Origin of the sequence: Lysobacter dokdonensis DS-58 (assembly GCF_000770795.1) — a bacterium.
Lineage (GTDB): Bacteria > Pseudomonadota > Gammaproteobacteria > Xanthomonadales > Xanthomonadaceae > Noviluteimonas > Noviluteimonas dokdonensis.
In genome coordinates this window covers 123,247-141,021 of the sequence record NZ_JRKJ01000005.1, presented here as the reverse complement: position 1 = coordinate 141,021, position 17,775 = coordinate 123,247, and the positions used below count along the sequence as shown (strand labels likewise).

Below are 17,775 nucleotides of genomic sequence, written 5' to 3'. Positions count from 1 at the left end.
CTTTATTCCTCGTGCTGCGCAAGCAGCTCTTGGGCGCGTGCGAGGCGAGCGTCTTTGTCGCCGCCGCTGTCACCCTTTGGTTTGGTTTCGGGTTTGCTGCGCCCGCCCTGCGAGCCGCCGCCTTGTGCTTGGGGAGCCGCCACGAAGTGCTTGCCTTCGTCGCCGCCCGCCCATTCGGTGATGTAATCGCCCAGCGCCTTCTCACCGACCTTCAGAGCCTTGTCGGGATCCAGCGAGACGCCTTCGCGCAGCAGCGCCTTGGCCGCCTTCTGGTGGACGGGGTTGGTCACGCCCGCCTTGACCAGCGCGTCGGTGAGGCCGTTGTCCACGAGCAGGCGATTGGTCTGCGTGCGTTCGTTTTCCAGTTCCTTGCGTGCCGCTTCGGCGTCCTTGGTGGACTGCTTCGCCGACTTGGTGGCCTCGCTCAGTTGTTCCTTCAGCGTGTCGATTGTGCTTTCCAGCTTTTCGACATCCTCGGGCTTCACCTCGCGGCCCTTGCGGGCTTCCTTCACTTCGGCCAGGAGTTCCCGGTTCTTGGTGACGAGGCCTTCGGTTGCTTTTTCCACGGCAGCACGGATCGCGTCCTGCACCTCGGGTGCGGACAGGTCGATTGCATCACTCACGTTGGTTTGCCCTCTAGGCGGATTGCGGGGCGCGGCCCCAAAAGAAAAGGGCCACCCACTGGGCGGCCCTTGGTGTATCGAATGTCGTTGTCGTTACGGCTCGCGGTTCCACTTCGCGCGGTAGTCCGCCACCATGTTGTCGCAGGCCACGCGGATCAACCTGCGCGTCGCCAATTCCTGTAACGCGTCGTCCTGCTGCTCGCGGCAGCGATCAATCGCGCGACGTTCCGCAATGCGTTGCTTGCCCTCCGGCGTGTTCGCCAGATGCGAGCCGTAGGCGAGGAACGCGCCCACCAGCACGACCGCCACCAGTACCCATTTCATTGCAGCACCTTCCCGCATTCCCCACAGACGCGGACAAGGGTGCCACGGTGGACGGTCTTGCCGCCAGCGTCCACCGCCACGCCCACGCGCTCCTCGCGGATGCGGCGCGAGCCACACGGGCACTCAAGGATGCGCGCCTGCGCCATCGCCTTGGGCTTGTTGCCGCGTATGGCCTTGAGGTCGGGCATCAGACCAGAGAGCGGCCCTTGCCGCGTCGGCCGCGCTGCTTCCATTGCATGACAAGCGCGAACGTCAGCGGCACCGCAGGGATTCCGAAGAACACCCATGCGAACAACACCATTTGCCAGAACTCGCTGAGCTGAGTGGTCATGAGTTTGACCTGTCGCGAGGGTCGTTGTCGTCTAGGCCAAGCTTGCGGCGCAGGAACTCTTCGTCGCTTATCGGAATGTGGGGAATGATGTCCACCAACTTTCCGTCTGCGTAGAAGTAGCTGCCAGTCGCATCGCGCCAGCAGCGAAGGTTCTCAATGTCCCACGACTCGTGCCGCTTTAGGCCGAGCGCAGGAGCTGCGCCTTCGTCATTCAGAAAGACCTTGCCCACAGCCACCTCGCGCCATTGCCAAGTCCTTACGAACTATAGCCTTTCCCGCAGGTTATCAAGGGTCAACCAGCGCCCCCGGTCATCGGTAAAGCGGTCAAAGCTGACCTTACCCTCACGGAACAGCTTGCCCCGCACCGGGCCGACGATCTCATCCTGTCGGGCCGCCGATTGCTTGGCGAACCATTGGGCATACGTCAGATCGGCCGGAACCTGCCCGTCCATAGAGGCACGCGTTCCCGCAGGCAGCTCGTCGGCGTCCAGACCAAGCTCGCGCCACGACTTCAGCACCGGCACGGACACCGAGCGGCAGTTGAAGTGCAGCCGCCCCGGACCCTCCAGCCACGGCACCTTGTGGCCGACTGGCTTGTGTTCGGTGGTGTACAGCAACCCATCGCGGACCCGACACATCGGGCTCGTGCGGCTGTCCAGCGTGGACACCCACTTGATCGCCTTCACCAGCCCCGCGTTGGCATCCGTGAACGCCTGGCGGGCCGTCTGCGCGGTATGCGACAGGGCCGTCTGCACGACCGTCGCCAGCTCCCGCCGCGAGCGATCCAGCAGCCCGTCGGCGTAGTTCAGCGCCTTGGTGCCCCGGATGCTGCGGATGATCTCGGAGGTCGTGCGACCTTCGACATAACCCGCGCGCACCGCGTTGCGAATCTGCACCAGCCTGCCCTGCTCCACCGTGCGCACCCAATCGCGCAGGAGGCGGCCTTGGAAGGGCTGGGAGAACGCTGCGGCATACACCACATCCAACCCCACGCCCACGACCGGCACGCGCAGCTGGACCGCCGCAGGTACCGTGCGCTGCATGAGCGTGGCTTGCGCCTCGGCCTCCAGCGCAGCGAGGTCGCGCAGCTCGGGTTCCAGCGCCGCGAACACCGCAGCGTAGGCTTCGGCATTGGTCGCACGCACCGAGGCGAGCAAGGCCTCCAGTCGTTCGACCGTGAAGCTCTCGCGATCCAAGCGCAGCAAGGCTTCCGACAGCTGCGCGGTGAGGCGCGCGTCGGTGCGGTTCAACACCGCGATCAGGCGCAGGATTACCCCGCGCTCGAAGCGGCGCAGATCCACCTCGCGGTCGATCACGCGGTCGAGCAGTATGTCGTTGACGGGCATCAGAGCATGTCGCGCGGAATGTCGCCTTCGACCAGGATCGCGCGGTCGTAGTAGACCGTGCTGCCCGCGCTCGCGGCGGAGTCGCCGTACAACTCGCACCGGAGGAACGCGCTGCCCGCAGGGATCGCCACGCCCGACAAGACCAGCCAGCGCCAGGCACCTTGCCCGTAGGTGGACGCCGAGGATGTCATCGCACCACCCGTGTACGCCACGGCGATGCGGCCTACAGTGCTGGCCTGCGCCACCGGAATCTTCTGGCGCACCGCAAGCGTCACGGTCTTGCCGACGAGTGATGCCAGCAGCGGCGCGCCCGCCGAGAAGCGCAGGATCGAACTGGCGGCCGTACAGTTGACGCGCGCCGAGTACGGCGAAGCGCCATCCACCTCGCCCGTGTCCTTGGTCGTCGTCGTGCCCGACCCCGTGACTGTCCAGCCAGTCGGAACGGCGCCAGTCCATGTGGAGAAGTCGCCGTTGGTAATCAGATTCGTGGCCTGCGTGTTGAGCCACGCGGCCAGCGACGTGAACGGGCTCGCTGCGGCCTGCCGCCAATAACCCTGCACGACCGACGCCCATAATGCGGAGCCGGTATCAGACGGATGCAGGTTGTCGAGGTACAGGCTCGACGCCTTGCCTGCGAAAGCCCCATACACATTGATCAGGGTGGTATCCCCGCGATCCGCGCAAATCTCGCGCAACGTCGGGTCGATCCACGTCAGGTAATCGTCGTCGTCGCGGTTCGGGTTCTGCGAAATGACCGCGTGTGCGCTAGTCGGATGCGCTTGCCGAACCATCTCCATCGCCGCCAGGAAGTCACCGCGAATCAGCGGGAACCCGGCCTGCGAAATGTTGTTCTTGCCGTGGCTCCAGATCACGAGGTCTGGCGTGGTCAGCGAACTGATCGCCGGGGCGAACTTGCTGCCAGTGAAGTACGCCGGGCGCACACCCGCCACGCTCGCATTCCAGATGCGGATGGTGCGCGAGCCCGTGCCGGTGCCGATGGCGACGGCCGCGTCGTACACGTTGCCGCCGTCGTTCCAGAGCCGGTAGCTCACGGCGTGGCTTGGATATTCCGCTTCGAGCCATTGCGCGAACAGGTAGACCCATTCGGTCGTATCGTTGCCGGTGCTGTCCCCGATGACGAGGATGTTCACGTCGGCCGCGCCTTGCTGGATGGCGTACTTCGCAGCGGACAAGGAGGACAGTGGCAACGCGCCACCGAAACCCGGCGTCCCGCTCTTACGCCACCACCCCGTCCCGAAGCCCATTATTCGTCGTCCTTGGCGTCTTGCTTCGCCCCAATCGCCAGCATGTCCAGCTGCGCGCCGAGCGGCGGACCATCGGCCTCGGCCTTCTCCAGTTCCTCGTCGATGCTCAGGTCGGGCGACAGGAAGCCGCGACGCTGCAATTCCTTGAGCGTGGTCTCCTTCGACAGCAGGCCCGCCATCTGGAGATCCTTCAGCAGCACCGCCGAGGCATCCGAGAGCGTCGCCGCGCCGTAGTCGTTGAACAGGTACACCGAGCCGCCCGAGGGCAGGCTGGCGAACTGCGCCATGAAGGACAGCGCCTGGTCGAGCGCATCCTCGAAGTTCTCGGCCATGCGTTGGAGGTCGGACTTGTTGCCCTCGGCATCATTGGCGTCTTCGGTGGCCGTCCGCGCACCGGGCTTCTGCACGAGCAGTTCCGCGCCGGTCTGCACCATCTGTTCTTCGAGCTGGAGCAGTGATTGCTTGCCCGCCTCGATGGACGCGCCCGAATGCTCGACGAACTTCAGGTCGGCCTTGTCGGGCAGCTTCACCGCCGCCATCGCGCCCACCGTCAGCTGCGTCTCGTCCTCCGCGCCGATCATGGCGAGGATCGGGACACGGGCCACATGCAGGATCGTGTCCTGATCGCTCTGCGACTGCCAATGCTTGACGTTCAGATATGCCAAGTCGAGCAGCGCAGGCTTGCCGACCATGAAGCCATCGCGCACACCGTACAGCGGCACGAACGGAATCTCGGCCAGCGAGGTGGTGCCGGAAGCCTCCAGCACCCAATTCTTGTCGGTCGTCTGCTTCCACACCTCCCACGAGCCCGGCCGCAACACGCGCACGCAGGGGATCGTCTTGGTGCCGTACTCGCCGTCGTCCTCGGTCGTGGACTCAGCCAGTCGCAGCTGCGTCAGGCGCACGCGCCCGGCCACGCTCTCGGTCTTGTAGCCAAGGATCTGGTCGTGCATCACGCGCACGAAGTACGGACGCCGACCCGAGGCCTCCAGCTGCGCGACCGTCAGCCCTGCGGACGATACTTCGGCCGGATACTCCACGAGGATGCCCGCCAGGCCATAGCCCACGGTCTCGTTGAACATCTCGGCGGCGAAGGCGTGCAGCGAGACGCCCTGCAAGTCGATGTCCTCGGCCCACGTCACGATGCTCTCGGGCGTGTCGTCGGACAGCACCAGCGCCTTGGCGAAGGGTTTGGACGCCATCACGTTGACCGTGCGGCGGTAGGCGGGAAACAGCGTAGCCGTGGCGAGACGTGCGGTATAGCTCGCCGCTTCCTCGTTGGGCCATTGCGGCAGGTAGGTCATGCGGGCGTTGCGCATGGCGGGCGTGCCAGCCTGCAAGGCCTCCAGCACCGGCCACTCGCACGCAAGGAGGTTGATCTCCTCGCTTTGTTCGTTGACAGCCAAGGGCATCGGTCAGACTCGCAGAGGTTCGACGCGCGCGATGCGCTTGATGATCGGGAAGTCGCGGTGGATGAAGTACCCGGCCGCGTCGTTGGGGTGGTCGTTGCCGCTGGCCTTGTCGGGCTCGCCGTTCTCGGCCCACACCTGCTGCTCCAGGCAGTCGGCATAGGTCGGGCACAGGTCCACGTTCACCCGGTAACGGCGTTCGTTCTGCGCATTGCAAAACATGCCGTTCATGCTGTTGATGCGGTCCTTCACTGGAGGATTGGCGTCAGGTGCGGAGACCTGGAACCCGCCTTCCTTCAGGAGCTTGATGTCGGTCACGCTCGCGTTCACCGACTTGCGCGAACCGCCCGAGGCGTCGGGGTACACCCGAATCTGCCGCTCGCCCAGCCGCTCCTTCAGGATGCGGATCATGTCGGGCGTGTCGTAGGCATTCACCACCTCGCCCACGGCGCGCGGTTGTCCGTCGCGCTTCACGTGGATCACGGCGGCCATCTTGCCGACGTTGAAGTCCATGCCGACGAACACCGGCTCGCCATCCACCATCACATCCGAGCAAGCGTTCTGCTTGCGGTCGAAGGCGTGGTAGACCGTGCCAGCGGTGAGGTTGACGAAGTGTCCCTGTAGATAGGCCTCGATCAGCTGCGGCGGATAGGACGCCAGCAGCGAGTCGATGTAGCCATCGGGCAGGAAGCGTTCGTTCTCATAGGTCGAGGCCTGCACCAGCCCGTACAGCGGGGCCAGCGCGGGCTTGTCGCGCACCTGCTTGACCCACTGGTCATAGGTGAACTTGAAGCCCTCAGGCGTCGTCGCCACCCGCGCGCCGTTCTTGCCCTCGTACTTCAGTCGCAGTCGCGCAATGATCTTGCGCCACGCCTGCTGCGCCTTGAGCGCGGGGAGCGTGTCCACCTCGTCCACGTCCGCCTCGGCGATCTTGAAGCCCACGATGGAATCGGGCTTCTCCATGCTGCGGCAGATCGTCGTGCCTCGGTACTGGCGACCGCTGTACCAATGCACCTCTTTGTTCACTTCCGCGATGCGCACGCGCAGGCCCCAGTCGTGGGCCACCTCCTCCACCGTAGGGAAGAAGATGTCGCGGATCTGCGGATAGGTCGGCGCGAAGTAGCCGCGATGCGCCTTGGGATGCTCCCAGTAGTGCTTCGCCTGGCCCGCGCACAGCGTCCACGTCTTGCCGGAGCCGAACCCACCCACGAATGCGCCGAACTTGTGCGGCAGCGCGAGGAACCGCGCCTGCGGCTTAGTCAGCGTCGGGCTTACGCCCATCTTTCACCGTCACTTCGATCTTGACCGGGGACGGCGCATCGCCATCCTCGCCTGCATCATCTTGCTTGTCGCGCCAGTTGAAGCGGTTCTTCATGTTGAAGATCCACACGGCCGAATTGCCACCACCATTGGCGGCCAGCTTGCGGCCCAACTGTTCCCACCAGACGTTGCTGGCGTCCTCGGCGCTTTTTACGGCTGCCTGAAACTCTGGCGAGTCGGTCTGGAGGGTGTCCCACGCCGACCGGCCAATGCCTAATTCGGCACGCAGCTCGACGGCCGATCCGCCCTCAGAACCCACACGCTTACAGATCTCTTGCCAGTCGTCAGGCAGCTTGGCGAGCGTCGTCCTCGGGCGGGCCATCACTGCGGCCCGTACAGAACGGCGATCTTTTCCTCGCTGGCCTCAACCAGCGTCACCGGCAACCCATAGGCCAGCACCGTATCCACCGTTTCGGTGTGGATATGGCTGTCCACGAGGTACAGGCGGACGCGCTTACCTAGCGCCCTTGCGGCCGCGCCGTACATCAGCAACTGGCCGAGGCCCGAAGTCTGATAGGTGCATCCCGGATAAGGCAGGCCAGCGCGCTTGTGCTTCATCTCGAAGATGGCAACGAAGTCGTCACCTTCGATGACCCAATCAGGCCGAGTCGATGTGCCGCGCAGCGGAGCGTTGCGACGGATATGTGATGCGGTGTACCCAAGGCACGATAGGAACGCGGCGCTGTTATCCAGCAGCCAGTGTTCGTATTCGCTCTCACTCTTGGCCGGATGACTCCCCGCCAGGTGACTCAAGAACCCCTGCAAGTCGGTCGTCTCTGACGATTCGATTTCGATCTTGGCGGCCACAAGCCACCTCCTCAGTGGCCTCTGGCCTTGTGTTCCACTTGATTGCCGCATAGCCCGCCTCGAAGGCGGACTGGTTGAATCCTGCGATCCTGTCGCCCTTGCCGCCTTCGGTCTTGCGGCTCACTTGTACACAACCCCCGTCTGCACCACCTGCCCCGTGCCGACCTTCTGCACGGCCCACTGTTGGGCGAAGGACACGGGCTTGCCTGCAAAGGAGAACGTGGACGCGACCAGCGTCACCGTGCATCCATCCTCGGACCGAACCCCTGCGCTGCGGTTGACGTGATTACCGCCCTCCACGCGCATCAGCGCCTTGCCGTTCAGCCCCTTGCCTTGGATCCCGTTGGCGTTGCCTTCGGTGTTGCAGTTCTTCAGCGTGACTTCCACGTTGCCCGCCACTTCAGCGCGCACCCATGCCATGAAGCCCGCCGTGCTGTTGTTCTTGGCGATGCAGTTCTCCATCACCGCATCCAGCACCGCACCGTTATCCGGCTCGAAGTCCACGCCCGCTTGCGGCGCGGTTCCCTTCGTGTCGTTGAATTGGCAGTTGTAGGCGCGGAAGCCCTTGCAGGCGAACACGCTCAACCCCTGGCGACGGTTGCGCTTGGACACGACATTGCGCAGCGTGACGTTATCGCCACTCACGCCAATGCCATCGCCCGTGCAACCGTCGATCACGCAGTCGGTCAGGCTTGCGCCATCGCCCGACAGCATCGCGCCGTAGCCCCACTCGTGGGTGCTGCCAGCGGTGTACGTATGGCGGTCACGGTCGCCCATGATCTGCCCGCCCGTCCATGCAGACTTCGCCCCCACCAAGCGCACGATGTAGTAGCGCGGCAGGGCGTTGGCCTTGCACAGCAGGATTGCGTTCGGATCAGCCTTCACCTGCACGCCATCGCGGACCAGCAGGCTCTTGGCCGGGTCGATCAGGTACTTGCCCGCAGGCACGTCCCGCACGCCGGCATCGAGCGCAGCCTGCATTGCGGCGGTGTCGTCCTTGATGCCATCACCGACAACGCCATAGTCCTTCACGGTCTTCGGCGCAGGCGGTTTCGGCTCCAACTTCGCCTTGAGGTCCGCAATCGTCGCGTTGGCGGTGTCCAGCTGCGCCTGCAATGCCACGTTCGCCGCGCTCAGGCCATCCACTTGCAGGGACATCGCGTTGAGGCTGGCGTCCTTCTCGGCAAATGCCGTGGACACGACTTGCAAACCATCTTCGACGACCTTCATGGCCGCCTTGGCGTCAATGCTCAAGCTGTTGCCCTCTGTTGGGGCGTCCTTGCGAATAATTGCTTGCGGCACGCCCGTCGCTCTTGCCACCAACACGGCGCGTCTACGGTGGGCCGGTCAGTCGCCTGACACCGCAAGCGGTACCCACACGCGGGGCTTAGCCCCCGCAACCCCAACGCGCTTCGACGCGATGGTGAAATAGTCGGCGTCGCGCTCTATGCCGATGAACCTGCGCCCTGTATTTGCACAAGCGACGCCGGTAGTGCCGGAGCCCATGCAATTGTCCAGAACGGTGTCGCCTTCGTTGCTGTATGTCTTGACGAGGTATTCCATCAGCGCGACGGGCTTCTGCGTCGGGTGGACGCGGCCCTCAACCCCTCGGTTGTCGGCCTTGATGCGGATCAGGTCTTGCGGGTAGCGCATCCCGTCCGCACACACCTGCGTCCTTGTCTCTGTCCTGTGGTATGCCTCGCCCGAACTGCCGTGAGTCGTCTTGTACGGCTCGCCCCGCCACTTCTGCGGGTTGTACGTGGGCTGCGCCCTGTAGAACACGCAAACATCCTCAAACGCGCGTAGCGGCCTCAGCTTTGCGTTCAGGAATCCTGTGGGGCGATTCACCTTGTCCCACACCCACGTATAGCGGAACTCGCACAAGTTGCTGGCGATCAGCGCCGTGGTGAAAGGCTGGTTTGCCGTCAGCACAATAGCGGCATTGCGCTTGGCGATCCTGCGGTACTGCGACCACAGGGCGTCGAACGGAATGACCGAATCCCACTTGCACGAGGTGGTGCCATACGGCAGATCGCACAAAATCAAGTCAACGCTGTTGCTCGGCAACCGCCCCATAACCTCTAGGCAATCGCCTTGATATAGGTCAATCATCCGCGCGCCAGAAACGGCGCCTTCCAATGACTGCCGATCAATGACGGATGGAACTTGCCCGGCAACGGTGACGCGACTACGTGCCCCATGCGCCAGCCGACATGCTTCCACTCCGACGCCTTCCAATCCCAGCGCATCGTGGTCTTGTGGTGAATCATGGCTGCCGGTCCTTCCTCACAATCTCTTGGAGGGCGCGGATTTGGTCGTCGGCGTCTCGGGCTGCACGAACAATTCGCGCCGCACTTTCTTCTCGGTCTCGGGCGGCTGCATCACGCTCGGCGGCGGTGGCGGCAACGTCGGACACACAACCGGCCCAACGCTCTTGCAACCGCACAGAGCCAGCCCGCAGATCAGCAACCAGCTTGCGTTGCGCTTCATCGGCTGCCCTCTTGTCCTGCTCGTACTTGTCCGCGATGGCCGCCAGTTCTTGGGCCTTGCGGGCCTCGGCCTGGCGAGCCGCAATCTGTGCGTCGGCCTGCGCCTTGGTGTACTGGCTCAAGATCTGCCAGTTGCGTTCCACTTGGTGCTTCCACATGGCGTAGAAGGTCAGCGTGGAGAGGGCAAAGGCAATCGCCAGCAGGCCGCGAATGCCGATCAGGCGGAATGCAGCGAGCCAAGTCACACCGGCACCGCCAGCACGAACGGGCTGCACTTGGGCGTGGGGATCTTGCTCACCACCGCCACCAATTCGCCGCGCTCGTTGAAGATGCCCGGCCCGCTGTCGCCCACGCACGTTGCCGCCGCGATGACGTACAGGCCGTCAACGATTCCAGAGACGTAGCCTTCGCGCAGCATGTCGGGCGCACCCAGCGGGTTGCCATGCCACGACACGCGATCACCCTGCACCGCCTTGCCGAACTTGCGCGCCCACACCTTGAAGCGCGGGCCATCGACGTGGATGCGCACCACGTCATCCTTCCGGCTCACGAGGCGGTAACCCGTCACGGGCTCGCCGTTGATGCTCTCAAGCACGCCGCCGAAACAGTGGGCCGCGCTGACGATCTCGTCCGCCGCGACCGCTGTGCCGCTGCACAGGCCGTCAGCGAACTCCAGGCGGAGGGCCGCCGAGTGCTGTACGTCCTGCGTTGTTGCGCATCCACTACACCCCGTCACAAAAGCCAGAAGGGCGAGCAGAAGGATGCGCATATGCCTAACTCCCGATTACCGCGTGCAGCCAAACGTCTTGCGAGATGTAGCCGAAGACCAGCAACAGGCCCGCGCCGATGAAGACGAGGGCCTTCAGCAGCGTTGCGCGCTTATCGGGGGTCATGCGTTGAAGTCGTCCCGCGTGAGGATTCCCTGCTTCCACAGCGCGTACAGCGTGAGTGCGCCGCCTACCGGAATGCCGATCACGATGCCGAGGGCGAATGCGATCACGAGACCTCCAAAAGAAAAGGCCCGCCGGTTAGGGCGAGCCTTTTGGTTAAACCCGTTCGCGCATCCGGCGTTACCCGGCTTGCCAACGGAGTCGCGCGTCCGTCTACGACTAACGCGACAAACCTCGTATTCGGATCGGCCTTTCGGCTCGTCTGCCCCGAGGTTCGTTCAGTTGGAACGCAGCGCCATCACCACGACGGCGAAATACACATTCCAGAATGCTTGTTCAAATGCGCTTTGCATGTTGCATATCCTACCGCAAGCCCTGCTCGCACACGCGCCTTTCGTCGGCCCGACGCAGCACCAGCCCGCGATACACGCGGCCGCCTGCGTACTTGTAAAGCTCCAGCGACTTGCACGTGTTCGGCCAGTCGCCCGCTCGCGCGAACTTCCCCGGCGAGCCCACGCATACCGGCTTCGGGCCGACGTTGAAGGTCAGCGAGATCAGCGCAGCGCGGACGCCATCGGGCATCTCACGCGCCACGCAGCGGCGGACTGCGGCATCGGCCTCGCGCATATCCGCGTCGAGCCGCGCCTGACATTCCGCCTTCGTATATTTGCGGTTCGGGTCAACGTTTTTGGTCGAACCGTAGCAGACCGTCAGGACGCCAACGGGATCGACATACGGCGTGTAGCGCACGCCTTCCCACGGGCGAATGAGGCCCGCCGCCAGGAGCAGCACGGCCGCCGTAGCGCCGCCTACTTTCCCTGCGCGGCTCGCCATGCCTTCACCTTCGGACCCAGCACCTTCCACACCTTCTCGCCAAGCAGCCAGCAGGTGTAGACCAGCGCCGCAATCGACGCCCATTCGCTCCACGACAAGCCTGCAACCGTTCCCACGAGATAGCCTGCGGGGGGCGCTGACTTGAGCGCATCGACGACTTCACTTCGCACTGGGCGCATCCTTTGTGTTGCGCCTTGGCGCTTGATTAGTTGACCGTGCGGCCCGCCGGAGCTGCGTACTGCTCCAGCACCCGCCTGCACAGCCATTCCACGTCGCTACCGTTCTGGCAGCGCACCATGATCGTCTTGCCGTCGAACACGATATGCAGCGCAATCTGGTTCGCCATCGCCCGCAGGCGCAGCAAGTCCTCGTCGGCCGCGTCGAGGTCAGCGAGCGGGTCGTCGTCCACGCTTCACCTCGTGCAAGGTCGGGGCGTCGAACTCAATCGCCTGCGCCTTCATCCGCATGATCGGACCGCTGCTCACCGCGTCCAGCTCGCAGGCCTCGGCCACCGCCTGCACCGGGTCCTTCCCGTCCGCCATCGCCTTGCGGGCAAGGTCAGCGCCGCACCCGAGGGCGTAGCTGCTTTCCATGATCGGATACAGGGGGAAACTCTCGTCGGCCAGGAGGATCGCCCCGTCAGGCCGCACCACCGCGATCTGCGCGCCGTCCAAGTCGGGCGGATCGCCCTTCTCGCCGCCAGCCAGCCATTGCAGGCCCGCCCATGCGTTGCGCCAGAGCCCGCAGCCCACGGCCACGCCACCATCGGGCAGGCGCACCATCTTGGCGACCCGTACCGCGTAGTTGCCGCCCGTGAGCTGGGTGTCCGCAGCGACCACGCCGTCAGCAATGGCGGCTGTGGTCATGCGTGACTCCCTAATGAGAACCCGGCGTCCTCAGCCGGAGCATCCGGGCGGGCAAATACTTCGCCCTCATACTCACCATATAACGGCTTTCTGAGGGCTGCGCCCGTAACGAGCCCTTAGTCCGACAGGATCAGCAACTTGCCCGGAATCGCCAACACAGCGAACGCCAACCAACCAATGAACCCTGCGAAAACCACCTTGGCGACGCCAATGGCAATGGCGATGGCGGACATTTCCGGAGCCCGAACCTGCTCAATCACGTCCACGATGCCGCCGATAAAGGCCCACCAGACGCCAGCCCACAGGCCAAGCACGATGGCACTCAAAATCATCACGCAGCCGATCACAGTCTTCATGAATCCCTCGCTACTTTGTGCGCCCACGACAGGGCGTCCTCGTACTGCCACGACGCGAGCAGGATTGCCCCCGCCACGAAATTGCGAATGCGTGCGTAGGCGTCCCTGTCGCAGCCGAACTCCTCCGACCGCGCCAACGTCGCAGGCACCGTGTCCGCGCCGAACAGCGCCACGCTCAGGCCATCCAGCGACGCCTGCCGCCCCCATGTGTGGTCGTAGCTCGCAACGAACGTCCGCGCACGGGTCCGCAGGCGCGGCTTCATCCGGGCAATCGTCGCCCCCAGCCCAATCGCCCACTGTTGCAACTTCGGGCAGAACCGCTCCGTGCCGCTCACCGTCGTGAGCCATGCCATGTAGCCGGGATGCTCGACGGGCAGGCAGGACGATGCGAGGGACAGACGCCAGATCGCGCCATCAGGCAACGCGCGGCGGGTGAAGCCTGCGTAGTAGCTGCGCAGATCGCCACCGCGAATGTCCACGCAGTTCTCGCGGATAGTGGTCTCGACAACTTCAGGCAACATCGCGCCACCCCCTGCTCGTGGTGATGTAGCTGATGTGGCCCCGAGTGACGCCAAATGCCGCAGCAACATCACGCTGGCGCTCACCCGCCCACACGCGACGGCGAATCTCGCGAACGTCGGCGTCCGACAGCTTCGACATCCCGTGCCGCTCCCCTGCGTTGCTTGGCTGGCGGCCCTTACGGATCTTGTCCAGCATGTTTTCGCGATGCGAGCCGAGGAACAGGTGATCGGGATTGATGCAGCCTGGCGTGTCGCACTTGTGGCAAACGACCGCGCCGTCAGGAATAGGTCCTCGATGGACCATCCATGAAACGCGATGCGCGCCAACGGACTTGTTTCGGTGGCTGGTCAATCCATAGCCGCCGGATGTGCAGCCGGTCCACAGCCAGCAGCCCGATTCGGGCACGGGAATCGACCACTCATCGAGACGATTCTTCAGCTTCGCAGCCTCAAGGGCCGCCTCAAGCTGCGCGATGGTCGCGTCCTTCAGCAACACGGCTACGCCCACATCCTTCCCCTTACTGAGCCCAAAACAGCCAGACCAGCGCATACCCGAACAGCGGCGGCCCCACGAACGTCAGCGCGAACGGAAGCGCATAGCGCCGATGCTTCGTCGTCCACAGCCACGCGCCGCCCAAGATCCCCACCGTCAGCAGGAACACGATCATTTCGCTTTCTCCTTCCGCAGCCACACGAGGCTGGATGCGCCGTAGACGCAGCACCAGCCCGCAAAGAACACGAACAGGTTGGACGGCACCTTGCTGTAGGCCCACGCGAAGAAGATCACCCCCACCGCATGCAGGCCGACCGCGAACAGGTGGAAGCCGCGCGAGTTGTTGATGGCGTCGAAGAACTCTTTCATAGCAGCGGCGGCCCACCTTTCGGCATCGCAGCGGTTGTAGCTGCTGCAATGATGATGATGAAAGCGATAACAGCGATGAATCCAAATGCTTCACTGATGGCGTACATCAGCCAGCCAATCCCAGCCAGTCCGCCAACGACACCGACCATGCAGCCTAGGATTGCGCCGAATCGCCCGATGTAATCTTTCATGCTGCTGGCCTCAGTTGCGCGGAACCTGGCTCACTCGCCACCGAGCTACTCCACCGCTTGCAGTCGAGGCAGAACCACCGCTTGTAGCGCCGCGTGGCGCGGAAGTCGTAGCCACGGGCTTGCAGTCGATCGCTTGCGCAATGCGGGCAGACGTGGCCGTCAAGCGTGGAGTGATTCACGGGCGCGGACACCCACCCGCGCGAACTCAGCTCGGCGTACACCTCACCCGTGAGCTTCGTGTCCTGAATGTTGTAGCGGCGCATCTTCTCGCGCGCCTTGTCGTCACCGGCCAGCACGTCGTCCCACAACTCCATGCCGCCCGTGCGCAGCTTGGAGCCGACGTTGAGCCAGCCCGCGACGAATTGCAGCTTGTAGCTCGGAAGCCGCGCATACTTCTTCACCGCGCGCATCAGGTCCAGTTGCTTGAATGGCGACGGACGATGAAGCTTGTGTTCGATGAAGCAGCGTTGCAGCCACGGCACGTCGAACTTCTGGCTGTTCCAGCCCATCACCACGTCCGCTTCGTCCAGCAGCTTGTGCGCGGCGCGGACCATGCCCCGCTCGCCGTCGTCCCACTGGCTTGCGTAGTGGACCTTGCGCTCACCCACGAACTGCGCGGCGAAGCACAACAGGCCGTCAGGCTTCTGGATTTGCGAGATGGCGATGTTCTGCCCCCACAAGCCCCAGTGCCGCGACTCCATCGGGCGGGTTTCGATGTCGATACACAGGATGCGACTCATGCGCGCCACCACGTCAGCGATGCGGAGAACCCGAGCAGCGCGGCCTGGAGGGAGACCCAGCCGCCCACGTCATCGGCAGCGCGCATCCATTCCAGCTTCAGGCCGATCAGCGGGATGCGGCCCCAGTGGCCGAAGCGCGGGGCGTGCGCGTTGAGCTTCCAGTTAGTCCCCAAGACACACCCCACTGTTGCAGCGCGGGCCGGGGATTTCGTCTTCCTCGAACACCGGAACGGGCGGCTGGTTCTCGGCCAGCGTGATCTGCTCGACAGGACGGTCGCGCATTGCCGCGCGTGCCACGTCCTCGGAGACCCCCTCGATGGGGTCGAACGTGTCCGGATTGATTTCCTCCAGCACCGCCATCGCGCGCTTCATGCACGCCAGATTCGGCAGGCCGTTGCGGCGGGGCCAGATGATCGCAACCACGCGCAGGTGGTCGCCGTGGTCCTCAAACGATGTGGTCAGCTTCCCCATTCCAGAATCCTCTCGGGTTTCTGGAATTGAATCGTCCTCGCAACTACGAAACAGGTGTTGCTACGGTTTGTTTCGCCAGAATTTCGCGGCGGCGCTTGCGCGCCCACGCTGGCGTCTTGTTGTGACACTTCGCCATCGACTCCGCGCCGCGCCGGTTGAAGTCCAGCAGGAATTGGTTGTCGGCGCGATTCCTCGCCTCGTCGGCAATCGCCCCCAGCTCCAGCGCAGTCATCAGGTGGTTGGCCTCGCGGCGCGAGACGCCCATCGACACCAACTCCTCAACACGGTCCAGCACCCATTGGTGAAACAGGCCGTAGTTCATGGTGATCCCCTATGAGACATCGACGATGCGCAGAACCCAACGGTTCCGCGAACTCTTGCGCCAGCCGTGCACCTCCACCCGCCAGCCCGACTTGCGGATGGCGTCGATGTACTCGCTGTCGGCGATTTTCTTCACGCGGGCCGAGACGTTCGCACCGCTCGTGGTCTGCACGGCAAGGGTTTCCCCGTTGCCGACCGCGATAATGTCGAAGATCCCGTACAGGTCCACGCGCTTGCGGCTAAAGGAATTCCAGTACTCCACCACCCACGGGGTGTAGCCACGTTCGCGGATGTTCGCCAGGGATCGGGAAGTCGGGCTTGCGCTCGCCATCAGCCCTCCCCCTTCGACTCGCGCAGGGCTTGCTTGCCTGCTTCGGTGATGGTGTACCGGGGCGACACCGCGTCGCGAAGTCGCTCTAGGTTCAACACAAGTGGGCGCATAGCCTCCATCACTGGCAGAAATGCATCGGCAATATCTCGGCCATGTTGTGCGTCTTGTTGCAGACGGCGAACCTCGGCAGCCAGCGTTCGGCTAACGCTCGGAATGCCCGTGTATGCGTCGGCATTCGCATCTGCTAGACGCAATGCCTCCTCAACCGTGAACTCAACCAACTCAGACATACCCACCCCCAATCATCGCCACGCCAAAGCGGGCATTCGGTTGCACGTCGCGCGCCCACTTTTTCAGGCGCACGCACTCAAGGCTTTGCAGCAAATCCATCGCAGGCATCGGCCAACCCGGCGTGCGGTCCGCTTCGTTCTCGCGCGCCACGCCCAGCGCGGTCGCCTGCTTGCGGATCGAATCCGGCGAGCGTCCCGGCAGCATCGGCGCGATCACCGCCATGCCCTTGATGTAGTGCGCGACCATCAGGTCGTTTTCTGCTTCGCTCCAGCGTGGTTTCTTCATTAGCCAATTACTCCCATTTCCCAATCGCGCAGCAGCGCGTCTTGCGTGGTCAGCAACAAATCGTCCGGGTACTGCGCGCGGAACAACGCAGGCTCCCGCGCATAGCTCGGCCCCAACCGTTCGCGGCACTCGTCTTCCGTCCAGCCGGGCAGGACCACGCCGCGATGCGACCAGGGGTTCAGGCCCACGGTGAATTGCTCGCCGCGTCGCTTGCCGTTGCCGTGCAGGCCGGTGGACAGCAGGTGATGTTTTTCTGCGGGCAGGTACCCAATCTTCCGCAGAACAGCGATCACGCAGCCGATTTCGCGGATAGCGAAGTCGCGGTGGATGGCTTTCATGCCACCTTCTCCATCGGAATGAACACACCCGCCTTCGCCGCGATGCGCTCGACGTGCGCCACGAATTCGCTAAACCGCTTCTTGTCGATCACCTGGCGGCGTCCGTTCTCGTCGCGCGTCGTGCTGCGGAACGGCACCGACTCCAGCCCTGCGGGGTTGTTCGGCGTCTTCGGCACCTTGCGATCCACCCAGCCGAAGAACGTGCCGCAAGCGTATTGGTGGATGTCGTCCACGTCGTACCCCATCGCCTCGGCAATCGGCGGGTACAAAACGCCGAACAGGAGCGCGTTTTGCTCGTTGCTGCGCGTGGCCTTCCACGGCGCGCACGACACGTCCAGCGGCAACGGTTGCGCCTGCACGTAGGCCATCCAGCGGGCCAGCTCAGTTGTCGTTGCAATCTTCATCTGCCCTCCGCTTCAACTCGTCCAAGTCCCTGCCGCACTTCACCAACTTCCCGCTCCGCGACAGCACGTACACCGGGCCGGGATATGTCTTGCAGATGCGCCAGCCGTCCTCGCCGTCGATGTAGAAGTCGCGCATGGGGTCGGTTTTCGATTTGGTCCA

At 64.0% G+C, this 17,775-nt stretch carries 35 protein-coding genes; all 35 read right to left on the bottom strand.

Going from position 1 to position 17,775, the window contains the following annotated elements:
• Positions 1–2 precede the first annotated feature (2 nt).
• Positions 3–623, bottom strand: a complete 621-nt coding sequence (locus LF41_RS05240; protein WP_052116154.1) for a hypothetical protein — start codon at positions 621–623, stop codon at positions 3–5.
• Between the two features lie 93 nt (positions 624–716).
• Positions 717–947, bottom strand: a complete 231-nt coding sequence (locus LF41_RS05235; protein ID WP_036166866.1) for a hypothetical protein — start codon at positions 945–947, stop codon at positions 717–719.
• Positions 944–1,135 carry a hypothetical protein gene (locus LF41_RS05230; protein ID WP_152599900.1) on the bottom strand — a complete coding sequence of 64 codons (192 nt, stop codon included), beginning with the start codon at positions 1,133–1,135 and terminating at the stop codon, positions 944–946. The genes LF41_RS05235 and LF41_RS05230 overlap by 4 nt, the downstream gene beginning before the upstream one ends.
• Entirely contained in the window at positions 1,135–1,278 is a 144-nt protein-coding gene (locus LF41_RS16935) for a hypothetical protein (protein WP_161786928.1), read from the bottom strand. Before LF41_RS16935 ends, LF41_RS05230 begins: the two co-directional genes overlap by 1 nt.
• Complete coding sequence (locus LF41_RS05225) at positions 1,275–1,508, bottom strand: hypothetical protein (protein WP_152599899.1); 234 nt, start codon at positions 1,506–1,508, stop codon at positions 1,275–1,277. Before LF41_RS05225 ends, LF41_RS16935 begins: the two co-directional genes overlap by 4 nt.
• A gap of 33 nt (positions 1,509–1,541) precedes the next feature.
• Positions 1,542–2,624: a phage minor head protein gene (locus tag LF41_RS05220; protein WP_036166857.1), complete on the bottom strand. Its 1,083-nt coding sequence runs from the start codon at positions 2,622–2,624 to the stop codon at positions 1,542–1,544.
• Positions 2,624–3,817, bottom strand: a complete 1,194-nt coding sequence (locus tag LF41_RS05215; protein ID WP_152599898.1) for an SGNH/GDSL hydrolase family protein — start codon at positions 3,815–3,817, stop codon at positions 2,624–2,626. The genes LF41_RS05220 and LF41_RS05215 overlap by 1 nt, the downstream gene beginning before the upstream one ends.
• Positions 3,818–3,888: 71 nt before the next feature.
• Positions 3,889–5,301: a DUF4055 domain-containing protein gene (locus LF41_RS05210; RefSeq protein WP_036166852.1), complete on the bottom strand. Its 1,413-nt coding sequence runs from the start codon at positions 5,299–5,301 to the stop codon at positions 3,889–3,891.
• 3 nt (positions 5,302–5,304) lie between these two features.
• Positions 5,305–6,579, bottom strand: coding sequence for a terminase large subunit domain-containing protein (locus LF41_RS05205; protein WP_036166849.1), 1,275 nt, complete (start codon positions 6,577–6,579; stop codon positions 5,305–5,307).
• On the bottom strand, positions 6,554–6,940 hold the full coding sequence (locus tag LF41_RS05200; RefSeq protein WP_036166846.1) for a hypothetical protein: 387 nt from the start codon (positions 6,938–6,940) through the stop codon (positions 6,554–6,556). Before LF41_RS05200 ends, LF41_RS05205 begins: the two co-directional genes overlap by 26 nt.
• Positions 6,940–7,425: a hypothetical protein gene (locus tag LF41_RS05195; protein WP_152599897.1), complete on the bottom strand. Its 486-nt coding sequence runs from the start codon at positions 7,423–7,425 to the stop codon at positions 6,940–6,942. Before LF41_RS05195 ends, LF41_RS05200 begins: the two co-directional genes overlap by 1 nt.
• 120 nt (positions 7,426–7,545) lie before the next feature.
• A complete protein-coding gene (locus tag LF41_RS05190; protein ID WP_036166841.1) occupies positions 7,546–8,655 on the bottom strand; it encodes a right-handed parallel beta-helix repeat-containing protein in 1,110 nt (369 codons plus the stop codon).
• Positions 8,656–8,772: 117 nt separating this feature from the next.
• Positions 8,773–9,537, bottom strand: coding sequence for a DNA-methyltransferase (locus LF41_RS05185; RefSeq protein WP_036166838.1), 765 nt, complete (start codon positions 9,535–9,537; stop codon positions 8,773–8,775).
• 154 nt (positions 9,538–9,691) lie between these two features.
• A complete protein-coding gene (locus LF41_RS16055) occupies positions 9,692–10,159 on the bottom strand; it encodes a hypothetical protein (protein ID WP_052116153.1) in 468 nt (155 codons plus the stop codon).
• Entirely contained in the window at positions 10,156–10,683 is a 528-nt protein-coding gene (locus tag LF41_RS05175) for a trypsin-like peptidase domain-containing protein (protein WP_152599896.1), read from the bottom strand. The genes LF41_RS16055 and LF41_RS05175 overlap by 4 nt, the downstream gene beginning before the upstream one ends.
• 484 nt (positions 10,684–11,167) lie before the next feature.
• Positions 11,168–11,638 carry a lysozyme gene (locus LF41_RS05170; protein WP_036166833.1) on the bottom strand — a complete coding sequence of 157 codons (471 nt, stop codon included), beginning with the start codon at positions 11,636–11,638 and terminating at the stop codon, positions 11,168–11,170.
• Positions 11,614–11,817: a hypothetical protein gene (locus LF41_RS16930; protein ID WP_036166831.1), complete on the bottom strand. Its 204-nt coding sequence runs from the start codon at positions 11,815–11,817 to the stop codon at positions 11,614–11,616. Before LF41_RS16930 ends, LF41_RS05170 begins: the two co-directional genes overlap by 25 nt.
• Positions 11,818–11,843: 26 nt before the next feature.
• The gene (locus tag LF41_RS05160) at positions 11,844–12,047 is read right to left on the bottom strand and encodes a hypothetical protein (RefSeq protein WP_036166829.1); all 204 of its coding nucleotides are present in this window, start codon (positions 12,045–12,047) and stop codon (positions 11,844–11,846) included.
• Positions 12,025–12,504 carry a hypothetical protein gene (locus LF41_RS05155; protein WP_036166827.1) on the bottom strand — a complete coding sequence of 160 codons (480 nt, stop codon included), beginning with the start codon at positions 12,502–12,504 and terminating at the stop codon, positions 12,025–12,027. Before LF41_RS05155 ends, LF41_RS05160 begins: the two co-directional genes overlap by 23 nt.
• A gap of 116 nt (positions 12,505–12,620) precedes the next feature.
• Positions 12,621–12,860: a hypothetical protein gene (locus LF41_RS05150; protein ID WP_152599894.1), complete on the bottom strand. Its 240-nt coding sequence runs from the start codon at positions 12,858–12,860 to the stop codon at positions 12,621–12,623.
• Positions 12,857–13,381 carry an SH2 domain-containing protein gene (locus tag LF41_RS05145; RefSeq protein ID WP_036166821.1) on the bottom strand — a complete coding sequence of 175 codons (525 nt, stop codon included), beginning with the start codon at positions 13,379–13,381 and terminating at the stop codon, positions 12,857–12,859. The genes LF41_RS05150 and LF41_RS05145 overlap by 4 nt, the downstream gene beginning before the upstream one ends.
• On the bottom strand, positions 13,371–13,877 hold the full coding sequence (locus LF41_RS05140; RefSeq protein ID WP_161786926.1) for an HNH endonuclease: 507 nt from the start codon (positions 13,875–13,877) through the stop codon (positions 13,371–13,373). The genes LF41_RS05145 and LF41_RS05140 overlap by 11 nt, the downstream gene beginning before the upstream one ends.
• Positions 13,878–13,899: 22 nt before the next feature.
• The gene (locus tag LF41_RS16925) at positions 13,900–14,049 is read right to left on the bottom strand and encodes a hypothetical protein (protein ID WP_161786925.1); all 150 of its coding nucleotides are present in this window, start codon (positions 14,047–14,049) and stop codon (positions 13,900–13,902) included.
• Entirely contained in the window at positions 14,046–14,243 is a 198-nt protein-coding gene (locus LF41_RS05135) for a hypothetical protein (RefSeq protein WP_036166818.1), read from the bottom strand. The genes LF41_RS16925 and LF41_RS05135 overlap by 4 nt, the downstream gene beginning before the upstream one ends.
• Complete coding sequence (locus tag LF41_RS05130) at positions 14,240–14,434, bottom strand: hypothetical protein (protein ID WP_036166815.1); 195 nt, start codon at positions 14,432–14,434, stop codon at positions 14,240–14,242. Before LF41_RS05130 ends, LF41_RS05135 begins: the two co-directional genes overlap by 4 nt.
• Positions 14,431–15,174, bottom strand: a complete 744-nt coding sequence (locus tag LF41_RS05125; RefSeq protein ID WP_152599893.1) for a ribonuclease H-like domain-containing protein — start codon at positions 15,172–15,174, stop codon at positions 14,431–14,433. The genes LF41_RS05130 and LF41_RS05125 overlap by 4 nt, the downstream gene beginning before the upstream one ends.
• Positions 15,171–15,347, bottom strand: a complete 177-nt coding sequence (locus tag LF41_RS16920) for a hypothetical protein (protein WP_161786924.1) — start codon at positions 15,345–15,347, stop codon at positions 15,171–15,173. The genes LF41_RS05125 and LF41_RS16920 overlap by 4 nt, the downstream gene beginning before the upstream one ends.
• Entirely contained in the window at positions 15,337–15,645 is a 309-nt protein-coding gene (locus LF41_RS05120) for a hypothetical protein (protein WP_036166810.1), read from the bottom strand. Before LF41_RS05120 ends, LF41_RS16920 begins: the two co-directional genes overlap by 11 nt.
• A gap of 43 nt (positions 15,646–15,688) precedes the next feature.
• Complete coding sequence (locus tag LF41_RS05115) at positions 15,689–15,967, bottom strand: hypothetical protein (protein WP_036166807.1); 279 nt, start codon at positions 15,965–15,967, stop codon at positions 15,689–15,691.
• A gap of 9 nt (positions 15,968–15,976) precedes the next feature.
• Positions 15,977–16,297, bottom strand: a complete 321-nt coding sequence (locus LF41_RS05110; RefSeq protein ID WP_152599892.1) for a hypothetical protein — start codon at positions 16,295–16,297, stop codon at positions 15,977–15,979.
• Positions 16,297–16,587: a hypothetical protein gene (locus LF41_RS05105; protein ID WP_036166802.1), complete on the bottom strand. Its 291-nt coding sequence runs from the start codon at positions 16,585–16,587 to the stop codon at positions 16,297–16,299. The genes LF41_RS05110 and LF41_RS05105 overlap by 1 nt, the downstream gene beginning before the upstream one ends.
• On the bottom strand, positions 16,580–16,873 hold the full coding sequence (locus tag LF41_RS05100) for a hypothetical protein (RefSeq protein ID WP_036166800.1): 294 nt from the start codon (positions 16,871–16,873) through the stop codon (positions 16,580–16,582). The genes LF41_RS05105 and LF41_RS05100 overlap by 8 nt, the downstream gene beginning before the upstream one ends.
• Positions 16,873–17,211 carry a DUF968 domain-containing protein gene (locus LF41_RS05095; RefSeq protein ID WP_036166797.1) on the bottom strand — a complete coding sequence of 113 codons (339 nt, stop codon included), beginning with the start codon at positions 17,209–17,211 and terminating at the stop codon, positions 16,873–16,875. The genes LF41_RS05100 and LF41_RS05095 overlap by 1 nt, the downstream gene beginning before the upstream one ends.
• Positions 17,208–17,615 carry a hypothetical protein gene (locus LF41_RS05090; protein WP_152599891.1) on the bottom strand — a complete coding sequence of 136 codons (408 nt, stop codon included), beginning with the start codon at positions 17,613–17,615 and terminating at the stop codon, positions 17,208–17,210. The genes LF41_RS05095 and LF41_RS05090 overlap by 4 nt, the downstream gene beginning before the upstream one ends.
• Positions 17,593–17,751, bottom strand: a complete 159-nt coding sequence (locus tag LF41_RS16915; RefSeq protein ID WP_161786923.1) for a hypothetical protein — start codon at positions 17,749–17,751, stop codon at positions 17,593–17,595. The genes LF41_RS05090 and LF41_RS16915 overlap by 23 nt, the downstream gene beginning before the upstream one ends.
• Positions 17,752–17,775 lie beyond the last annotated feature (24 nt).

What these genes read in the sequence shown, in the direction of transcription:
- LF41_RS05235 (WP_036166866.1), bottom strand. Translation starts at nt 947, where the DNA reads ATGAAATGGGTACTGGTGGCGGTCGTGCTGGTGGGCGCGTTCCTCGCC.
- LF41_RS05230 (WP_152599900.1), bottom strand. Translation starts at nt 1,135, where the DNA reads ATGCCCGACCTCAAGGCCATACGCGGCAACAAGCCCAAGGCGATGGCG.
- LF41_RS16935 (WP_161786928.1), bottom strand. Translation starts at nt 1,278, where the DNA reads ATGACCACTCAGCTCAGCGAGTTCTGGCAAATGGTGTTGTTCGCATGG.
- LF41_RS05220 (WP_036166857.1), bottom strand. Translation starts at nt 2,624, where the DNA reads ATGCCCGTCAACGACATACTGCTCGACCGCGTGATCGACCGCGAGGTG.
- LF41_RS05210 (WP_036166852.1), bottom strand. Translation starts at nt 5,301, where the DNA reads ATGCCCTTGGCTGTCAACGAACAAAGCGAGGAGATCAACCTCCTTGCG.
- LF41_RS05205 (WP_036166849.1), bottom strand. Translation starts at nt 6,579, where the DNA reads ATGGGCGTAAGCCCGACGCTGACTAAGCCGCAGGCGCGGTTCCTCGCG.
- LF41_RS05200 (WP_036166846.1), bottom strand. Translation starts at nt 6,940, where the DNA reads ATGGCCCGCCCGAGGACGACGCTCGCCAAGCTGCCTGACGACTGGCAA.
- LF41_RS05190 (WP_036166841.1), bottom strand. Translation starts at nt 8,655, where the DNA reads ATGAAGGTCGTCGAAGATGGTTTGCAAGTCGTGTCCACGGCATTTGCC.
- LF41_RS05185 (WP_036166838.1), bottom strand. Translation starts at nt 9,537, where the DNA reads ATGATTGACCTATATCAAGGCGATTGCCTAGAGGTTATGGGGCGGTTG.
- LF41_RS05175 (WP_152599896.1), bottom strand. Translation starts at nt 10,683, where the DNA reads ATGCGCATCCTTCTGCTCGCCCTTCTGGCTTTTGTGACGGGGTGTAGT.
- LF41_RS05170 (WP_036166833.1), bottom strand. Translation starts at nt 11,638, where the DNA reads ATGGCGAGCCGCGCAGGGAAAGTAGGCGGCGCTACGGCGGCCGTGCTG.
- LF41_RS16930 (WP_036166831.1), bottom strand. Translation starts at nt 11,817, where the DNA reads ATGCGCCCAGTGCGAAGTGAAGTCGTCGATGCGCTCAAGTCAGCGCCC.
- LF41_RS05155 (WP_036166827.1), bottom strand. Translation starts at nt 12,504, where the DNA reads ATGACCACAGCCGCCATTGCTGACGGCGTGGTCGCTGCGGACACCCAG.
- LF41_RS05150 (WP_152599894.1), bottom strand. Translation starts at nt 12,860, where the DNA reads ATGAAGACTGTGATCGGCTGCGTGATGATTTTGAGTGCCATCGTGCTT.
- LF41_RS05145 (WP_036166821.1), bottom strand. Translation starts at nt 13,381, where the DNA reads ATGTTGCCTGAAGTTGTCGAGACCACTATCCGCGAGAACTGCGTGGAC.
- LF41_RS16925 (WP_161786925.1), bottom strand. Translation starts at nt 14,049, where the DNA reads ATGATCGTGTTCCTGCTGACGGTGGGGATCTTGGGCGGCGCGTGGCTG.
- LF41_RS05135 (WP_036166818.1), bottom strand. Translation starts at nt 14,243, where the DNA reads ATGAAAGAGTTCTTCGACGCCATCAACAACTCGCGCGGCTTCCACCTG.
- LF41_RS05130 (WP_036166815.1), bottom strand. Translation starts at nt 14,434, where the DNA reads ATGAAAGATTACATCGGGCGATTCGGCGCAATCCTAGGCTGCATGGTC.
- LF41_RS05125 (WP_152599893.1), bottom strand. Translation starts at nt 15,174, where the DNA reads ATGAGTCGCATCCTGTGTATCGACATCGAAACCCGCCCGATGGAGTCG.
- LF41_RS05120 (WP_036166810.1), bottom strand. Translation starts at nt 15,645, where the DNA reads ATGGGGAAGCTGACCACATCGTTTGAGGACCACGGCGACCACCTGCGC.
- LF41_RS05115 (WP_036166807.1), bottom strand. Translation starts at nt 15,967, where the DNA reads ATGAACTACGGCCTGTTTCACCAATGGGTGCTGGACCGTGTTGAGGAG.
- LF41_RS05110 (WP_152599892.1), bottom strand. Translation starts at nt 16,297, where the DNA reads ATGGCGAGCGCAAGCCCGACTTCCCGATCCCTGGCGAACATCCGCGAA.
- LF41_RS05105 (WP_036166802.1), bottom strand. Translation starts at nt 16,587, where the DNA reads ATGTCTGAGTTGGTTGAGTTCACGGTTGAGGAGGCATTGCGTCTAGCA.
- LF41_RS05100 (WP_036166800.1), bottom strand. Translation starts at nt 16,873, where the DNA reads ATGAAGAAACCACGCTGGAGCGAAGCAGAAAACGACCTGATGGTCGCG.
- LF41_RS05095 (WP_036166797.1), bottom strand. Translation starts at nt 17,211, where the DNA reads ATGAAAGCCATCCACCGCGACTTCGCTATCCGCGAAATCGGCTGCGTG.
- LF41_RS05090 (WP_152599891.1), bottom strand. Translation starts at nt 17,615, where the DNA reads ATGAAGATTGCAACGACAACTGAGCTGGCCCGCTGGATGGCCTACGTG.
- LF41_RS16915 (WP_161786923.1), bottom strand. Translation starts at nt 17,751, where the DNA reads ATGCGCGACTTCTACATCGACGGCGAGGACGGCTGGCGCATCTGCAAG.